The organism is Soonwooa purpurea, assembly GCF_053891095.1.
Map to the genome: position 1 here is coordinate 109,860 of NZ_JBSSMA010000002.1, position 16,684 is coordinate 126,543.

The 16,684-nt window shown below is 38.3% G+C and carries 15 protein-coding genes and 1 riboswitch; of the genes, 9 read left to right on the forward strand and 6 right to left on the reverse strand.

The features are described 5' to 3' along the window. Positions 1 to 2 precede the first annotated feature (2 nt). Positions 3 to 941 (reverse strand): alpha/beta fold hydrolase, encoded by a 939-nt coding sequence (locus ACVFVN_RS02320; RefSeq protein WP_456234014.1) that lies wholly within the window; start codon positions 939 to 941, stop codon positions 3 to 5. Between the two features lie 63 nt (positions 942 to 1,004). Further along, positions 1,005 to 1,111: riboswitch (SAM riboswitch) on the reverse strand. Positions 1,112 to 1,399: 288 nt separating this feature from the next. Here ACVFVN_RS02320 and ACVFVN_RS02325 point away from each other — a divergent pair. The 3 genes from ACVFVN_RS02325 (at position 1,400) to ACVFVN_RS02335 (ending at position 4,971) form a co-directional block, all read left to right on the forward strand. Continuing rightward, positions 1,400 to 1,816, forward strand: coding sequence for a hypothetical protein (locus ACVFVN_RS02325; protein ID WP_456234015.1), 417 nt, complete (start codon positions 1,400 to 1,402; stop codon positions 1,814 to 1,816). A 108-nt stretch (positions 1,817 to 1,924) separates the two neighbouring features. Then, a complete protein-coding gene (locus tag ACVFVN_RS02330; RefSeq protein ID WP_456234186.1) occupies positions 1,925 to 3,997 on the forward strand; it encodes an MGH1-like glycoside hydrolase domain-containing protein in 2,073 nt (690 codons plus the stop codon). 149 nt (positions 3,998 to 4,146) lie between these two features. Beyond that, positions 4,147 to 4,971 carry a flavin reductase family protein gene (locus ACVFVN_RS02335; protein ID WP_456234016.1) on the forward strand — a complete coding sequence of 275 codons (825 nt, stop codon included), beginning with the start codon at positions 4,147 to 4,149 and terminating at the stop codon, positions 4,969 to 4,971. Between the two features lie 3 nt (positions 4,972 to 4,974). Here ACVFVN_RS02335 and ACVFVN_RS02340 read toward each other — a convergent pair whose 3' ends face one another. The 5 genes from ACVFVN_RS02340 to ACVFVN_RS02360 form a co-directional block, all read right to left on the reverse strand. After that, positions 4,975 to 5,763 (reverse strand): IclR family transcriptional regulator, encoded by a 789-nt coding sequence (locus ACVFVN_RS02340; RefSeq protein ID WP_456234017.1) that lies wholly within the window; start codon positions 5,761 to 5,763, stop codon positions 4,975 to 4,977. A 95-nt stretch (positions 5,764 to 5,858) separates the two neighbouring features. Then, positions 5,859 to 6,617 (reverse strand): maleate cis-trans isomerase family protein, encoded by a 759-nt coding sequence (locus ACVFVN_RS02345; RefSeq protein WP_456234018.1) that lies wholly within the window; start codon positions 6,615 to 6,617, stop codon positions 5,859 to 5,861. Positions 6,618 to 6,620: 3 nt separating this feature from the next. Then, complete coding sequence (locus ACVFVN_RS02350; protein WP_165135511.1) at positions 6,621 to 7,532, reverse strand: fumarylacetoacetate hydrolase family protein; 912 nt, start codon at positions 7,530 to 7,532, stop codon at positions 6,621 to 6,623. Positions 7,533 to 7,543: 11 nt separating this feature from the next. After that, entirely contained in the window at positions 7,544 to 8,656 is a 1,113-nt protein-coding gene (locus ACVFVN_RS02355) for a cupin domain-containing protein (protein ID WP_165135514.1), read from the reverse strand. Beyond that, positions 8,646 to 9,647, reverse strand: a complete 1,002-nt coding sequence (locus ACVFVN_RS02360) for a carbon-nitrogen hydrolase family protein (protein ID WP_456234019.1) — start codon at positions 9,645 to 9,647, stop codon at positions 8,646 to 8,648. Before ACVFVN_RS02360 ends, ACVFVN_RS02355 begins: the two co-directional genes overlap by 11 nt. Positions 9,648 to 9,889: 242 nt before the next feature. Here ACVFVN_RS02360 and ACVFVN_RS02365 point away from each other — a divergent pair, with 242 nt between their 5' ends. Genes ACVFVN_RS02365 through ACVFVN_RS02390 form a run of 6 tightly spaced genes read left to right on the forward strand, consistent with a single transcriptional unit; the run spans position 9,890 to position 16,645 of the window. Continuing rightward, positions 9,890 to 10,681 (forward strand): SDR family oxidoreductase, encoded by a 792-nt coding sequence (locus tag ACVFVN_RS02365; RefSeq protein WP_456234020.1) that lies wholly within the window; start codon positions 9,890 to 9,892, stop codon positions 10,679 to 10,681. Positions 10,682 to 10,695: 14 nt separating this feature from the next. After that, positions 10,696 to 11,925 carry a styrene monooxygenase/indole monooxygenase family protein gene (locus ACVFVN_RS02370; RefSeq protein ID WP_456234021.1) on the forward strand — a complete coding sequence of 410 codons (1,230 nt, stop codon included), beginning with the start codon at positions 10,696 to 10,698 and terminating at the stop codon, positions 11,923 to 11,925. A gap of 10 nt (positions 11,926 to 11,935) precedes the next feature. Further along, the gene (locus ACVFVN_RS02375) at positions 11,936 to 12,415 is read left to right on the forward strand and encodes a flavin reductase family protein (RefSeq protein ID WP_165135526.1); all 480 of its coding nucleotides are present in this window, start codon (positions 11,936 to 11,938) and stop codon (positions 12,413 to 12,415) included. A gap of 32 nt (positions 12,416 to 12,447) precedes the next feature. Continuing rightward, a complete protein-coding gene (locus ACVFVN_RS02380) occupies positions 12,448 to 13,533 on the forward strand; it encodes an LLM class flavin-dependent oxidoreductase (RefSeq protein WP_165135529.1) in 1,086 nt (361 codons plus the stop codon). A 32-nt stretch (positions 13,534 to 13,565) separates the two neighbouring features. Beyond that, positions 13,566 to 15,878, forward strand: a complete 2,313-nt coding sequence (locus ACVFVN_RS02385; protein ID WP_456234022.1) for an oxidoreductase — start codon at positions 13,566 to 13,568, stop codon at positions 15,876 to 15,878. Between the two features lie 11 nt (positions 15,879 to 15,889). Then, positions 15,890 to 16,645 (forward strand): cyclase family protein, encoded by a 756-nt coding sequence (locus ACVFVN_RS02390; RefSeq protein WP_456234023.1) that lies wholly within the window; start codon positions 15,890 to 15,892, stop codon positions 16,643 to 16,645. Positions 16,646 to 16,684: the final 39 nt, after the last annotated feature.

Here is a 16,684-nt window from a genome sequence, read left to right on the forward strand (position 1 = left end):
GTTTAGTAAATAGGTTTTAGAAGTTCTTGTAATTGTTTGTATTCCATTAAAAAAGCGTCGTGGCCATGGCTGGATACGATCTCGTCGTAGAAAATATCCTTTTTGTCTTTTTTAATTTTTTCAAAACATTTTTTAATTTCAGATGCTGGAAAAAATAGATCTGTATTAATAGCGATGAGGTTGATATTGGCTTTGATTTTTCTTAAATATTTTTCATCCGTATCTATAGTCATCAACAGTTGGTTCATGAGCTTGTAGGCTTTCAAACTAAATCTTTCGTTTAGTTTTTTGCCGTGATAGATAAGCCAATCTTCTGATTCGCGCATGGATTTTTCTGGAAGTATTTTGTTATTAAATCTTTCATTAAGAGATTCTGGCGTTCTGTAACATAACATGGCGTGTACGCGGGCTTTTTCTAAAGGCTTCTCTGTGGAATCTAAAAGGTACTTTTGTACCAAGCATTGTGAATAAAGCCAATCGTGGGTTTTGTAATCGGAGGCGATTGGGATGAAGTTTTCGGCAAGATTTGGTTGTAATGCTAACATTTCCCAAGCAATAGAACCTCCTAGAGAACCTCCAATAATACTATGGAGTCGCTGGATTTTTAAATGTTTTAATCCAAGTAAAAATAGATTTGCAATATCTTTACTTGTAAAGCTTTCATAATCCTCGATAAAAAAATCGTTGTAACCATTGCCAGGAATATTAAAGCTAAGAATACTGTATTTTTTAGTTGAAATAATCTGTTGGGTTCCGATGATATTTTTCCACCAACCTTTGCTTCCAGAAACGGTTGAGTTTCCAGTTAGGGCATGATTTACTAATACAATTGGCGCAGTGCCGAGAGTTTTGCCAAAGACTTCGTAGCTAAGAGGAATTTCAAAGTGTTTTCCTGAAAGTGTTTTGTAATTGATAGGGATTGTTAATAATTCTTTTTTCAATGTTGATGATGTTTTTAATTACATTGAAAATGCCGTTGAGAATGGCTGAAAAAAGAACTTCAGTTGTTATCTGTCCAAAATATTTTGGTAGAACGTAGCACCTTCTTCGCTTTCGCAAAGGGTTGCCAAGGTTTCGTAGGGTCTAGTCCCTCAACCTTTCTGGATAACATTTTCAATATGTGAATGAACGCTTGTGCAAATGTAGCAACTAAATTTTAATTTCTAATAAAAAAATCTAAAAATAACAATATTTTAGAAAATTTTATGGGTAAAGTGTTTTTGTTTGAAGTGTTTGTTGAAAATATTCTGATTTCTGATTTTGTTGAGTAGGGGTTTTTAATTTTTTTTAAACATATTTATTATGATAAAATTTAATGTTTTGAGAACGCCACATTTTGTAATTTTGTTAGTGAGACTTTATCATTTTAAATAAAATATTTTGATAAAAATAATAGCAAATGGTAGAATTTGAAAGAATAAATAATCCGAATTGGAAAAAATGGGGACCTTATGTTAGTCACCGCCAATGGGGAAATGTTCGCGAGGATTATAGTAATAATGGTGATGCGTGGGGATTTACAAACCACAATAATGCCGAAAGTTGGACGTACCGGTGGGCGGAAGAAGGCATTGCCGGAATTTCTGATGACAGGCAGTTGATATGTTTTGCCTTGTCTTTTTGGAACAAAAAAGATGCAATTATCAAAGAGCGTTTCTTTGGGTTGAGTAATTACCAAGGCAACCACGGTGAAGATATTAAAGAGATTTTTTATAATCTCGATAATACACCATCGCACAGCTATATGAAAATGCTTTACAAATATCCTATAAATGCTTTTCCATACGAGGATTTAATTAATACCAATGCACACTGAACCAATAAGGAAAGAGAATACGAAATTATCGATACAGGTATTTTTGATAATGATGAATATTTTGACATTTTTATAGAATATGCTAAAGTTGGAGAAGATGATTTTTTGGTGAGAATTGATGTTCATAATCGTAGTGATAATGATGCGCCTTTGGTTGTTTTGCCAACACTTTGGTATCGTAATAATTGGCGATGGGGTTATAACGATTACAAAGCTCAATTAAAATTTTCTAAACAAGGCGAAATTGATATTCATCATGATAGTATCCCGCTGAAGAAGCTTTATTCCAGGAATAAAAATGTAGAAGCGCTGTTTTGTGAAAACGAAACCAATAGGCCGAAACTCTTCGAGGAAACCCGCGACGGTGGTTTTTATAAAGATGGGATTAATGATTATATCCTCCGTGGCGGAACTTCTGTAAATCCTGAGAAATTAGGAACCAAAGCGGCTTTTCGTTGCGAAGAACTTATACCAGCAAAAGCCAACAAAATTTTTGAATTTCGTTTGTCGCCACATATTCTAGAAGATGCCTTTTGGGATTTCGAAGAGCATTTCAATCGCCGTATTCAGGAGGCCAATGATTTTTATGCCCATATTCAACAAGATATAAAAAGTGAAGATGAAAAAAATGTCCAGCGACAAGCTTTCGCGGGACTACTTTGGAACAAACAATTTTACCATTATAACGTCGGGAAATGGCTGAAAGGCGATCCAGATAATCCTGTTGAGCGTTTAGGCTATATTAGAAATCATGATTGGCCTCATCTGCACAACAAAGGTGTTATCTCGATGCCCGACAAATGGGAGTATCCTTGGTATGCGACGTGGGATTTGGCATTTCATTGCGTAAGTTTTAGTTTGATAGATTCTCTTTTTGCAAAAAATCAACTTTTGTTGCTGACCAAAGAATGGTATATGCATCCTAATGGACAACAACCAGCCTACGAGTGGAATTTCAGTGATGTCAATCCGCCTGTACATGCATGGGCAACGTTTCGTGTTTTTAAGATTGATGAAAAACATAATGGAAAACCTGATTTATTCTTCTTAGAAAGTGTATTTCAGAAACTGTTATTAAATTTCACTTGGTGGGTTAATCGTAAAGATTTGAATGGAAATAATATTTTCGGTGGTGGATTTCTTGGCTTGGATAACATCGGCGCATTTGATAGAAATATGAAACTCACCGAAGGTGAATATCTTGAGCAGGCGGATGGCACGAGTTGGATGGCGATGTATGCGCTTAATATGATGCGTATTGCGATGGAACTGGCGACATACAATCCAGTTTATGAAGATATGGCGATTAAGTTTTTCGAACATTATTTGTACATCGCGGAAGCTATGGAAAATATAGGAAACGAAACCAATGGACTTTGGAATAAAGACGATGGCTTCTTTTATGATCTTTTACAATTGCCAGATGGATCCAGCGTTAATTTAAAACTTCGAAGTATTGTTGGTTTAATTCCGATGTTTGCTGTTGAGGTTATTGAGCATAGTTTGCTAGAAAAGCTTCCTAATTTTAGGAAAAGGATGGATTGGGTGCTACACAACAAAAAAGATTTAACGCAATTGGTGTCCAAATGGTATGTTGAGGGCGAAGGTAACAAACATTTGATGAGTATCATGCGGAAAACGCGTCTTACAAAAGTCTTGGACAGAATGTTGGACGAAAAAGAATTTCTGAGTGATTATGGAATTCGCGCCCTGTCAAAAGTTTATGAAGAACATCCTTTCAAATTCAGTATTGCAGGGCATCATTACGAAGTAGGTTATCTTCCCGCGGAAAGCGACAGTCGGATGTTTGGCGGAAATTCGAATTGGCGAGGTCCAATATGGTTTCCGATAAATTTTTTAATTGTCGAAAGTCTGCAACGCTTTCATTTTTTTTATGGTGATAATCTGAAGGTAGAATTTCCGAAAGCTTCTGGAAATGTCGTTAATCTTAACGAGGTTTCTAAAGGGCTTTCACAACGATTGTGCAATATTTTTCTGAAAGACAAGCATGGAAATCGCGCGTTCAACGGTGGCGATTTAAAATTCAATCAAGACCCGAATTTCAAAGATTACATCATGTTTTACGAATATTTCCATGGTGACAATGGTCGGGGTGTTGGCGCGTCGCATCAATGTGGCTGGACGGCTACGGTTGCCAAATTATTGAAACCGAGATTTTGATCTTTTCTAATGATTAAAGGAGTATGGATTTTTAATGTTTAAAATTGGATCTAAAACATCGGAAATCTTGATTGTTATTAGTATTTTTGAGAAGGATTAAACACTATTTTTTTACAATATTTATTAAATTAAATTTTAAAATTCTAAGAATGAAAAGTTTTGCAGCCACAGACATTTCGACTTACGAAATGCAGGATATTATGAAATATGCGATTGCGCCGCGTCCTATTGCGTTAGCTTCCACCATCGACTCGGAAGGAAATTGCAATTTGTCGCCGTTCAGTTTCTTTAACATGTTCAGTGCAAAACCGCCGATACTGATTTTTTCGCCATTGCGACAAGGAAAAGGCGATCCTAATAAAGACTCTTTACGGAATATTTTGGAAGTTCCCGAAGTTGTGATCGGGTTGGTTAATTTTGATATTGTTCAACAAATTTCGTTAGCGTCGGCGCCTTTCGGTCGCGAGGTTAATGAGTTTGAAAAAGTGGATTTAACAACTTTGGACGCTGACCTTGTAAAACCAAAACTTATCGCAGAATGTCCAGTTAATTTTGAATGTAAAGTTCTTGAAGTGAAACCGCTTGGTGAAAATGCTGGCGCTGGCAATCTTATTATTTGTGAAGTTTTAAAAGTGCATGTTAAAGATGAATGCTTTGGAGAGGATGGAAAAATTGATCAGGCTAAACTAGATTTGGTGGCGCGGCTGGGTGGCGATTGGTATTCGCGAAATAATGATCAAAATTTATTTAAAGTGCCACGACCAAATAATCAAAATATTGGTATTAATAATCTTCCTTTTGAATTGAGAAGTAGTAAAGTTTTTACCGGAAACGATCTAGGAATGTTGGCAAATATCGATGCGCTTCCTGAAGCTCTGTTTTCTTCCGATGTTGACCATCATAAAAAAGCGCAAAACTTCCTGCTTCAGAACAAAATTGAAGAAGCATGGGAAGTTTTAATTTTAAAATCTTGATAATTATTCCGGGGGTTGATAGCCTCTTTTTTGAGAGATTTCAAGGCCAGCTTGTTTTAGCATTTTTGCGGCGCTTCCGTTGATGCGGTCGTCGAGTCCACCGATTTTTCCCATAATGGTTAAACCGGCAATCATGGTGTTGGAAAAGTCAAAAATTGGAACCGAAATTGCCGTGAGATCCGATAAGATTTCTGCGCGACCTTGGCTGATGCCGTCTTGTTTAACGGTCTCAAGCATTTCTTTCACTTTGTTAAGATTGTTTTCCAGGTCAAGTTCTCCTTTGTTGCTCTTGATTTCTTCGATAATCATCGGCATCATTGAGCTATGGGGAAGATGTGCCGCAAAGTTTTTACCAACTGCTGAGGTGAGAATAGGTAATACACTTCCGATTCTTAAATCAAATAAAGTTTCGCTATATGTGCCGTCCAATCTATAGATAATGGTTGGGCCGCGGTTACCCCAAACGCCTAAAAATATGGTGTGTCCCAAGTCGTTTGCGAGTTGACGCATATGGGGTTTGCAAAGTTCTGCAAGATCGGATTGGTCGAGATAGGCAAGTCCGAGTTTCAAACAAGAAGTGCCCAAGCTGTAAAAGCCAGTATCGGGATTTTGTTGTACAATTTCTTCTTCCTGAAAACTGACAAGATAAGAGTGGATTTTGCTCGGGGAAAGTCCAATTTGCTCTGAAATTTCTTTTAACGGTAACGGATATTGAGATTGCATTAATGCTTTTAATATAGAAAAGCCAACATTAATTGATTGTATGCCTCTTTTCTTTTTGCCTTCCTCCATGTGATTCTAAACTTTTTACAAAATTAATAATTTTAATGCCAGTTTTATTATAATTAAATAATAAGGCTCTACATTTTCCGTAAAGCCTTTTGTTTTTAGTATTTTCCTGAAAGTAAAGCGCCTGCATTAGGAACTTTTGCTTCGAGTCCTAGTTCTTTTAACATTCTATAGGTTGTAGAGATTGCGGCGGTAATAACTGGTAAGCCAGATTCGTCTTCTACAAATTGTACCGATGGCAAAGATGGCATCTGGACACAAGCTGAAAGTACGATTGCCTCTACACCGTCGAGATTTAGTTTTTTATAAATTTCTTTTAAATTCTCCGGATCCAAAGCTGCAACTTCCAGATTGTCGGAAACCTCTAGTGCGATCCAATCTTTTACAGTGAAACCTTGGTCTTCTATATATTCAACAACCATTTGTGTCAAAGGCTTCATGTAAGGTGCAACCACAGCGATGTTTTTTACGCCCAATGTTGTAAGGCCTTCTATCAATGCGCCAGCGCTAGTTACGATAGGTGTTGGATAATCGTTTTCTACTGTTTTTTTATAAAGACGCTCTTGAGAAACGCAATGATAGCCTTTTCCCATAGACATGATAGCTACCAAGCAGGCGTAACCCATAACATCTACGTGAGCATCAGAAAGTTCTAAAGCGCATAAGTCTGAATTAGCGTCCATTTTTGCAAGTTCTTCTTTGGTAACATGTTTCATTCGCATTCTTGCAGAGTGAAATGTAAAACGTTCAGGGAAAATGCTTTCGCGAAGTCTAAACATTGCAGGGATTTCTGTTTCCATCGTTACGTTCGAGCTTGGCACGATTTGTCCAATACGGTAATTTAATTTCTTTGCCATGGTTTAAGCTTTAACAATGTAATTTTTTAAAGTTCCTAATTTGTCAATTGTGATTTCTACAACGTCGCCTGGCCACATGAATTCTTGAGGCTCGCGACCTGCGCCAACACCTGCGGGAGTTCCTGTTGCGATGATATCGCCGGGTTCAAGGCTTATAGACTCGCTGATGTCTTCGATGATGTCGTTAACATTGAACAACATGAATTTTGTATTCCCGTTTTGTTTTTCAACGCCATTTACTTTCGTTGTAATTTGTAAATCGTGAGGATTGCTTAGTTCGTCAGCTGTGATTACATAAGGGCCCATTGGGGCATAGGTGTCTTGACCTTTCGAAACAATCCATTGTCCAGAACGGCGACAATCTCTTGCACTGATGTCGTTGATAATAGTATATCCAAATACGTAATCTAGAGCTTTTTCTTTTGAAACTTGTGTTGCTTTTTTGCCCATGATAACGGCCAATTCGCCTTCCCAGTCCATTTGTTTGGTAACATTTTCATTGTGCTTGATAGCATCACCTGGACCGATAACTGTTGTCGGTGGTTTTGAGAAGATAACACATTTCTGTGGTAGATCTTTTGAGGTGTCGAGTGTTCTTGCGGATTCTGCTACGTGCTCTGTGTAATTAAGTCCAATTCCGAAAATATTCTTGCGTGGTTTCGGTATTGGGGCGGTAATAATTGCGTTGGATAAAGGGATGCTTGTTGCCACCAAGCTTCTAGCCTCGATATTTTTTAAAGTTTCTGCTACAGCTTTTACTGCTGCTGGTCCAAGATCAATAAATTCCAGCATTGTTGACGGTAGGTCGAGATCGTTTTCGATGCCCCAAGATTCCATGTCAATAATGAGATCTTCGTGTACAATTCCTAATCTGATTTCTGATTCGATATCGCTTCTAAAACTTACTAATTTCATAATTTTATATTTTATTTTAATTGCTGGTGTCCTTCTGGGTGTGCTTTTTCTTGATAAAAACCTAATTTTTCCACGGTTGGTAAATCATTGAAAGAGAATAAATACAACTCTTCTGTTTCGGATGTGTTAGCGAATTCGTGATACAGCCAAGAAGGAATGCAGAAAGTGTCTTTTTCTTTAAACTCATATTTAATGCCGTCTATGATAACATAACCTTGGCCTTGTGCAACTTGAAATACAAAAGAACCGGTATGTTTGTGGGCTTTGGTTTTTTGTCCAGGTTTTAGCATTTGCATAGTAGCGCCCATTGTTAGCATAGGGTGTCCACCTGTTAGAGGATTGGCGTATCGCATGATGTAGGCGTCATAAGCTGTGCCTTCGCTAACTTGAGCTAAATTTTGTAAAGCTTTTTGTGTATTTTCCCAAGAATATTTGAATAATGGTGAGTAAGGTTTGTCCCATTCTCGGTCTATTGGGATAACGCCAGCACCTGAGTAGCTCATTGGTGAATAATTTTCTGCGACAACCAAATCTTGTCCGCCAGCTTCTTCTTCCAATACAGCATAATCATTTGCTTCGAAAGCGTTAATCATCGGAATGTCCAAGCCGTCTAGCCAAATGCAGGTTTGTCCATCTTTTTCTACGCCATGCTCATGCCATGCGCTATTTGGTGTAATCACAAAATCGCGAACGCCTAGTTCTATTTTGTTGCCGTCAACAATAGTGTAGCCTTTTGCGCCTTCCATGATGAAACGAAGCGCAGATGCTGCGTGGCGGTGCGCGGGTGTGAACTCGCCAGGTTGCGTTATTTGGATGCCGGCATAGAGTAGTCCGACAGCGGCTTTTTCCTTGATTCTATTCTTATTTTGAAGATAAACAACGCGTCTGCCTGCTTCGCCAGGAGTTACCAAACGTGCCGCTTCCAAGACAAATGGACGTAACTTTTCGTAGCTCCAAAACATAGGGGCGGAAATGGTATGTGGTTCCCATGGTTCGATATCGTTGGCAACAGTCCATAACGCGCCTGTGTCCATATCTTGTAGTTCTTTATAGTATATTTCTAGTTCTTCGGAGCTTTTTACTTTAGCTCTACCATAGATGTCATCGCTGTAGTTAGTTTCCATAAGTTTGATTTTTATTGTGATCTAATTCTTCAATTGTTTCATAAAACTGAGCAGGAGTTTGGGGTGTGGTATTCACTTTAAAGTCAAAGATATCAAATCTGTTATAGTGACCCAAAATGTCGTGCATCTGTTTTGGTTGGATGCAAGCGGATAAGTCTATTTCAGCGTAAGCAATGCCTTCTTTGTCAATTAATGGTTCGCCAATAACTTGCCCGTTAGGGTCGATGAAGCCTGAAAATGCAGAGTTTTCTCTTTGGAATAATGATCGACATTCTGGATTTTCTTCTTCAAAAAGTTTAATAATATCCTCATTAATTGTACTGCAAGAGATAATGGTGTAAAGTTTACCCTCGAACGAATGAGCGGCTGCACGAATTTTTATAGCTTCAGCCATATTGTAGTCAACTGGTGCTACAGGAAGGCTGATGTAGTTGGCGATATGGATCAGTTCTCCTTGAGAAATTAAAGCAAAACGGGCTAAGGTGTTCGTGTTTTCTCCGCACGCCAGAGTTCCTAATGGGCCAACGGAAGTGTCATAAACTTTAAGAGAAGAACCGTCGCCACCAGTCCAAGTTAGCTTTTCTGCCCAAGTCGGAACCAGCTTTCTGTGCCTTCCCAAAAGTTGACCTTCGTTTGAGATAATCAAATTGGTATTATATATAGTACCAGTCTTTCTGTTTTCTTTTTCGTTAATTCCGATAACGACATTGATGTTGTTGAGTCTTGCGGCATCAAATAATTTTTGTAGCCTCGGATCGTCAATGGCGATAGAGTTTTCATATAATTTTTTAAACCATTTGCTGCCCTTTACCGGATTCATAATCCAATTCCAATATGGGTAAGCGCAAATGAAAACTTCTGGAAATGCTACTAGTTCGGCGCCATTGCTTGCTGCTTCTGCTATCAAATTGCAGGCTTTATCAATGGTCGCTTCGATGTCAAAATATACTGCGCTGGTTTGTACGGTTGCAGCCTTGAATTTTCCTAACATGATTTGGTGTGATTTTTTACTTTGATTCAAAAATATAAAATTGATTTCAATAATGGTGAATAAAAATATAAAAAAATAAAATAAAATTTTGATTTAAATATTATTTGGTTGAAAATCAAATAGCTAGAATAATTTAGCAAAAAAAATATGCAAATATTGAATTTATTTTACCAATGTTGAATTTTTTTTATACTTTAGCAAAACCCAAACATTACAAAATATTAATATGAAAATTCATTATTATGGTTCAATTAAAAGATAAAGTATTTATAATAACGGGGGGCGTTGCTTCAATCGGTTATGAGATTTCAAAGAAAATGATTGATCTAGGGGCTAGAGTTGTGATTGCTGATATTGCAGATGATATGGGCAAGGCGGCCCAAGAGCGCTTAGGAGAACACGCGTTCTTTGTTCATACAGATATTACTAAAGATGAAGATTGTGAAAATCTGATTCAGCAATGCGTAAATAGATTCGGTAAAATAGATGTTTTAGTAAATAATGCTGCATCTTATGGTGATGATGGCGCTAAGACCACTCGTGAAACATGGCTCCATACACTTAATGTAAATGCTGTTGCGGCAGCAATTTTGGGTGAGATGGCACGTCCTTATTTGAAGGCGTCAAAAGGTTGCATTGTTAATACGGGCTCAATATCTGGAGCTTTTCCTCATATTGAACGCTGGGCCTATCCTGTATCAAAGGCAACATTAATCCATCTTAATAAAACCCAGGCTGTTGAATATGCAGCGGACGGTATTCGTGTTAACATGGTGCGTTTAGGGCATGTTTGGTCTGCGCCTTTCGAAGGTTTAACTCAGAATGATCGTGCGCATGCGGATAAAGTTACGAAAGCTTATAATCTTATTGGTCGTGTGGCTAATGGAGAAGAAATAGCGAATGCGGTAGCTTTTGTAGCGTCTGATGATGCTAGTTATATGACGGGTTCGGAGATTGTTGTGGATGGTGGCTATAGTGCTATGGGGCCAGAGCAACATTATCCGTTGATGTCAAAATTAATGAAAAACCAATAAGCAAATTATAATATATGTCAAGAAAAGTTTCAATTGTAGGTGCGGGGCAATCCGGCCTGCAGCTAGGTTTAGGCTTAGTACAAAAAGGTTACGATGTAACAATTTATAGTAATCGTACGCCTGAGCAAATTAAAAATGGAAAAGTAATGTCGAGCCAGTGTATGTTTGACATGGCTTTGGAAAATGAAAGAGAGTTAGGTATTAATTATTGGGAAGATACTTGTCCGCCAGTTGAAGGCTTGGGTATCACAGTGCCTCATCCAGAAAAACCAGGAGAAAAATTATTCACTTGGGCAGGGAAATTGGATAAGCCTGCATATGCAGTCGATCAACGTATCAAGATGCTTTACTGGATGGAGAAATTTGAAGAAATGGGTGGTAAAATCATCATTAAAGATGTTGATGAAAACGATCTAGAAGATATTACTGCAGAAAGCGATTTGACCATTCTTGCAGCAGGTAAAGGAAGTATTGTGCAAATGTTCGAGAGAGATGCTGAAAAAAGTATGTATGACAAACCGATGCGTGCTTTGGCGTTGACTTATGTGAAAAACATGGAACCTAATAAGCCATTTTCCAAAGTGGCATTTAATTTAATTCCTGGTGTTGGAGAATATTTTGTTTTCCCAAGCGAAACTATTAATGGTCCTTGCGAAATTATGGTTTTAGAAGGTATTGTTGGTGGTCCAATGGATTGTTGGCAAGACATCAAAACACCAGAAGAACACTTGGCTAAAAGTTTAGAAATTCTTAAAACCTATTTACCTTGGGAGTACGAACGTTGTAAAAATGTAGAGTTAACAGATGATAACGGTATTTTGGCAGGACGTTTTGCGCCAACGGTGAGAAAGCCAATAGCGACACTTCCTTCTGGTAGAAAAGTTTTCGGAATTGCGGATGTTGTTGTTGTTAATGATCCAATTACAGGACAAGGTTCTAATAACGCTTCGAAGTGTACCAAAATTTATTATGATTCTATTTTAGAAAGAGGCGATCAAGCTTTTGATGAAGCTTGGATGCAAGGTACTTTTGACCAATATTGGGAAGCTATTAAAGACGTAGCATTTTGGACAAATACATTGCTAGGCCCACCGCCACCACATATTCTTAAATTCTTAGGTGCGGCAGCTTCTCAACCAAAATTAGCACATTTGTTTGCTAATAATTTTAATGATCCTAGACAATTCTTCCCTTGGTGGTTGGATCCAGTAAAGACTGACGAATTAATCGCTGAAAACGCTTAAAATAAAACTTATGGAAATTAAAGAGTTTGACAGCAGAGCCTTTCGTAATGCCTGTGGGACTTTTACTACAGGTGTTACAATTATCACGAGTAAAAAAGAAGATGGTACAGTGCATGGGATGACGGCTAATGGGTTTATCTCTGTTTCTTTGGATCCGCCATTAATTGCCGTTTCCATTGGTAACAATCAAAAGATGCTCGAGACGATTAAAAATTCTGGCGTATATGGCGTAAGTATTCTTAAAGATGATCATTTGGAGCATTGCAACCACTTCGCAGGAAAACACAATCCAGACTTGGTGGTAGATTTTGTTGAGTATGACGACGTTCCTGTTTTGCCAAATGCCTTAGCGCATTTCGTAACCAAAGTTCATTCCTCGCATTTGGCGGGCGATCACACCCTTTATATTGGGGAAGTTTTAGATTTTTATTCAGAAGAAGATGGTAATCCCATTCTTTTTCACCGAGGACAATTTAGAGAATTAAAGTAATTTAATTCCATTTCAAATTTCAAAATATTATAATGAGTTCACATCCTTTTACAGAAAAAAATAAATTTATACTTGGTACATTCTCAACCAATTGCGGCGGTGGAATGACCGTTTCCAAGCTTGATGACCGTTGGAAAGCAACTTGGGAAAACAATGAAAAACTTGCCGTGTTGCTTGACGAGGCGGGTATCGATTTTATGCTTCCTATCGCACGTTGGGTAGGTTATGGTGGTGAGACAGACTTTCATGGTGAGGTTTTAGAAACAGTAACTTGGGCAACTGCTTTGCTGGCAAAAACTAAAAACATCCAGATTTTTGCAACCGTTCATACTGTTGCTAATCATCCTTTGGTGTTAGCGAAACAAATCGCAACCATGGCAAAAATAAGTGGCGATCGCGTCGGTCTTAATATCGTTGCTGGTTGGAATAAGCCAGAATATGATGCCTTAGGTTTAGATTTACCAAACGATCACGAAACGCGTTATGCTTATGCGCAAGAATGGATTGACTTTGTGAAAAAATTATGGACAACAAAAGAAAGGTTTGACTGGAACGGAACGTATTTTAAAACCAAAGGAAGTTACGGAAATCCATTGCTGGAAAAAACACCGCCAATTCTTAATGCGGCAGGTTCGCCACAAGGTCGTTCTTTTGCAATTAATAACGTGAATTATCTTTTCACACCAGCCATTGATCTTGAACGTTCTAAAACTGAAATCGCTGAACTTAAAAAACAAGCAGAAGCAGAAAATAAAAAAATCGGTGTGTTGACTTTCTCTCATGTAATCTGTAGACCAACAGAGGAAGAAGCGCTTGCCGAAAAGAAAAGAATTCTTGATAATATTGATGACGGTGCTGTTGACAATCTGGTTAATTTGCAGTTTGCACACGCGCATAGTTTTCCTCATGATTTGTTAGCGGAGATTAGAGAAAGCATGGCACTTGGACATGGTGGCTTCCAGTTAGTTGGCACACCACAGCAAGTTGCGGATAAGATTTGTGCTTTGCATGATGCCGGTTTTGGAGGAACAACTTTGTCGTTTTTCGATTATGTAAAAGAGTTTCCATATTTTAGAGATAATGTTTTGCCGATCTTGGCAGAGAGAGGTATTAGATAACTTATATAGCATTTAGCTTAAAATTATTTTTCATGAAAATAACGGTAATTGGAGGAGGACCAGGTGGAATGTACTTTTCAATTTTAACAAAGAAAAGAATTCCAAATGCGCAAATTGATATTTATGAACAAAACAAACCTGATGATGCTTTTGGCTTTGGAGTAGTTTTTTCGGACGAAACGCTTAGTGAGTTTTTGTCTTACGACGAACGTTCTTATGAGTTAATCCGAAATAGCTTTGCCTATTGGGATAATCTGGACGTTGCCCGTGATGGAGAAATTGTCAGGATTGAAGGGAATGGCTTTTGTGGATGCTCTCGCAAAACTTTGCTAGAGCTTTTGCAACAGCGCTGCAAAGAAGAAGGTGTTAATCTTCACTTTGAAACCCGCGTTAACGATGTATCACAATTTGATGATAGCGATTTGGTTTTATTTGCTGACGGTATTAGTTCTTCCATGCGTGGAAAATTTGAAAACGAATTTGGTACCGAAACAGAAATGCGTAAAAACCGTTTCATCTGGTGCGGAACAAGCAAGCCTCTAGACGCTTTTACCTATTTTTTTAGAAATACACCTTACGGTGCTTTTTGTGCACATTCTTACCAATATGAAGAAGGAAAAAGCACGTTTATTTTCGAGTGTTCTCAAGAGACTTACGACAAAGCGGGTTTTGTAGAACAGGATGAAGCGGGTTCTTTAGCAAAATTGGAAGAGCTTTTCAAGGAAGAATTAGATGGGCATAAGTTGATTGGTAATCGATCTTGGTGGCGGACTTTTCCTAGAGTTTATAATGCCAATTGGTATTTTAACAACAAAGCACTGATTGGTGATGCCAAAACATCGGCCCATTATTCTATTGGATCAGGAACCAAATTGGCGATGGATTGTGCGATAGGACTTTCGGATGCCGTGGTTGCCAATCAAGACAATATGCAAAATGCATTAGAGGATTATACCAAACGCCGCAGAACGCCAGTAGATATGATTCAGCATGCTGCAGACGTTTCTTTGATGTGGTTTGAAGATATGGACCGCCACATGAAGTTGGATTTTGACACCTTCAGTTTTGCGGTGATGTCTCGAAGTAAAAAAATTACCATCGAGAATCAAGCGCGCCGTGATAAGAAATATGCAGAACGAATTATTCAGAATTTTAATAAAAAAATTGGGTCAGAAGATCTTAATACGCCTCCTGCATTTACGCCTTATCAATTAGGAAAATTAACATTACACAACCGCATCGCTATGAGTGCGATGGGGCAATACAAATCTGTGGACGGTATTCCTGGTGAATGGGATTTCGTGCATTTGACCTCACGTGCTGTTGGTGGTACAGGTTTAATAACTACAGGTTTGGCGGCAATTTCACCAACGGGAAGAATCACGCCAGGTTGTTATGGACTTTATAATGACGAACAGGTTACAGCTTGGAAACGCATTACAGAGTTTATCCATCAACATACAGATTCTAAAATTGCTGTGCAGATTGGGCATTCGGGCAGAAAAGGTTCTTGCCAATCGACTAACTTAGGAAAACATCTTGAGGAAGGCGCGTGGCCATTAATTTCTGCAGATGCAATTGCCTTTCGGCCAGAATTTCCAACGCCAAAAGCAATGGATATTGAGGATCTCAAAACGGTGAAAATGGAATTTGTTGATGCAGCTAAACGCGCTCTGGAAGCTGGTTTTGATGCGGTGGAATTACAAATGCATAATGGGTTTTTATTGGCTTCATTCCTTTCGCCTTTGACCAATAAGAGACAAGACCAATATGGGGGAAATATTGAAAACCGAGCGAAATATCCTTTAGAAATTGTAAAAGCGATAAAGGAAGTTCTTGGCGATGTTCCTTTAATTGTTAAACTAAATGTTACCGACTGGCATCCTGAAGGTATTACAAAAGATGAGGTGGAATATGTCGCAAAACAATTGAAATCTTTGGACGTTGATATGTTAAATGTAAGTACAGGAAATACCGTAATCGATCAAAAACCTTTCATGGGAAGAATGTGGCAAACACCATTTTCCGAATGGATCAGAAATACAGTCGATATACCAACCATGACTTCTGGTCGTATTGAAAGCATTGATCAAATCAACACCTTGTTGCTAAATGCGCGTGCGGATATGGTTGCTTTGGGACGTTCTCTGTTAACAGATCCTTATTTTGTTCTTACAGCTAAAGCTTATGAGCAATACAAAGCAAATGATCCCATGTCAATTGGTGCACCATATCCTTATATGGGAGGCGTTGCAACAGAGTACATGAAAGCTAAAAAAGACCGCGAAGAATTTGAACAAATGAAACGTGAATTAAAACCAGTAAGTCACCAACTTCAAAAATAAAACATACACCAATGAGCAATTTATTAGATATTTTAAAATCGAAGAAAATCGTTGATCTAACACATACACTTAACGAAAGTTTTCCAGCCTTAGCGCTTCCACCAGAAATGGGACAAGTCGCAACTTTCAAAAAAGAACAAATCTGCCGTTATGACGAAAAAGGACCAGGTTGGTACTGGAATAACTTTACGGTCGGCGAGCATTTTGGAACACACTTCGATGCGCCCTCACATTGGATAACTGGAAAAAATCATAGCAACAATACTGTTGACAACATTCCAGTGGAAAATATGATGGCAGGCGCTTGTGTAATAGATGCAAGTGCAGAAGTTTCAGAAAATCCAGATTTTGTATTAACACCAGAATTTATCCAAGAATGGGAAAAGCAACATGGCGAACTCGAGAAAGGTGCTTGGGTGTTATTCCGTACCGATTGGAGCAAAAAAACCTTGGATGAAGCTTTTACAAATACAGATGAAAATGGACTGAATCATACACCAGGCCCAAATAAAGAAGCGGTGGAATATATGATTTCTAAAGATGTGTTGGGCTTCGGTGTTGAAACCGTTAATACAGATGCCGGGATGTCTTTTACTTGGGAGTTTCAATTGCCGTGTCATACGTTGATGCATGGTGCAGGGAAATATGGCTTGCAATGTTTGAAAAACCTAGATCAATTACCTCCAAAAGGAGCAGTGATTGTTGCAGCACCTTTAAAAATTGAGGACGGCTCTGGAAGTCCGCTAAGAGTTTTAGCAATTGTTTAAAAAAATCTTATTATTTCTTAGTTTGAATTAAATTAAAAT

Bases quoted from the DNA above. Each gene is read 5' to 3' on its own strand.
- ACVFVN_RS02360 (WP_456234019.1), bottom strand. From the start codon at position 9,647: ATGTTAGGAAAATTCAAGGCTGCAACCGTACAAACCAGCGCAGTATAT.
- ACVFVN_RS02340 (WP_456234017.1), bottom strand. From the start codon at position 5,763: ATGGAGGAAGGCAAAAAGAAAAGAGGCATACAATCAATTAATGTTGGC.
- ACVFVN_RS02375 (WP_165135526.1), top strand. From the start codon at position 11,936: ATGGAAATTAAAGAGTTTGACAGCAGAGCCTTTCGTAATGCCTGTGGG.
- ACVFVN_RS02370 (WP_456234021.1), top strand. From the start codon at position 10,696: ATGTCAAGAAAAGTTTCAATTGTAGGTGCGGGGCAATCCGGCCTGCAG.
- ACVFVN_RS02355 (WP_165135514.1), bottom strand. From the start codon at position 8,656: ATGGAAACTAACTACAGCGATGACATCTATGGTAGAGCTAAAGTAAAA.
- ACVFVN_RS02390 (WP_456234023.1), top strand. From the start codon at position 15,890: ATGAGCAATTTATTAGATATTTTAAAATCGAAGAAAATCGTTGATCTA.
- ACVFVN_RS02385 (WP_456234022.1), top strand. From the start codon at position 13,566: ATGAAAATAACGGTAATTGGAGGAGGACCAGGTGGAATGTACTTTTCA.
- ACVFVN_RS02380 (WP_165135529.1), top strand. From the start codon at position 12,448: ATGAGTTCACATCCTTTTACAGAAAAAAATAAATTTATACTTGGTACA.
- ACVFVN_RS02345 (WP_456234018.1), bottom strand. From the start codon at position 6,617: ATGGCAAAGAAATTAAATTACCGTATTGGACAAATCGTGCCAAGCTCG.
- ACVFVN_RS02350 (WP_165135511.1), bottom strand. From the start codon at position 7,532: ATGAAATTAGTAAGTTTTAGAAGCGATATCGAATCAGAAATCAGATTA.
- ACVFVN_RS02335 (WP_456234016.1), top strand. From the start codon at position 4,147: ATGAAAAGTTTTGCAGCCACAGACATTTCGACTTACGAAATGCAGGAT.
- ACVFVN_RS02365 (WP_456234020.1), top strand. From the start codon at position 9,890: ATGGTTCAATTAAAAGATAAAGTATTTATAATAACGGGGGGCGTTGCT.
- ACVFVN_RS02325 (WP_456234015.1), top strand. From the start codon at position 1,400: ATGGTAGAATTTGAAAGAATAAATAATCCGAATTGGAAAAAATGGGGA.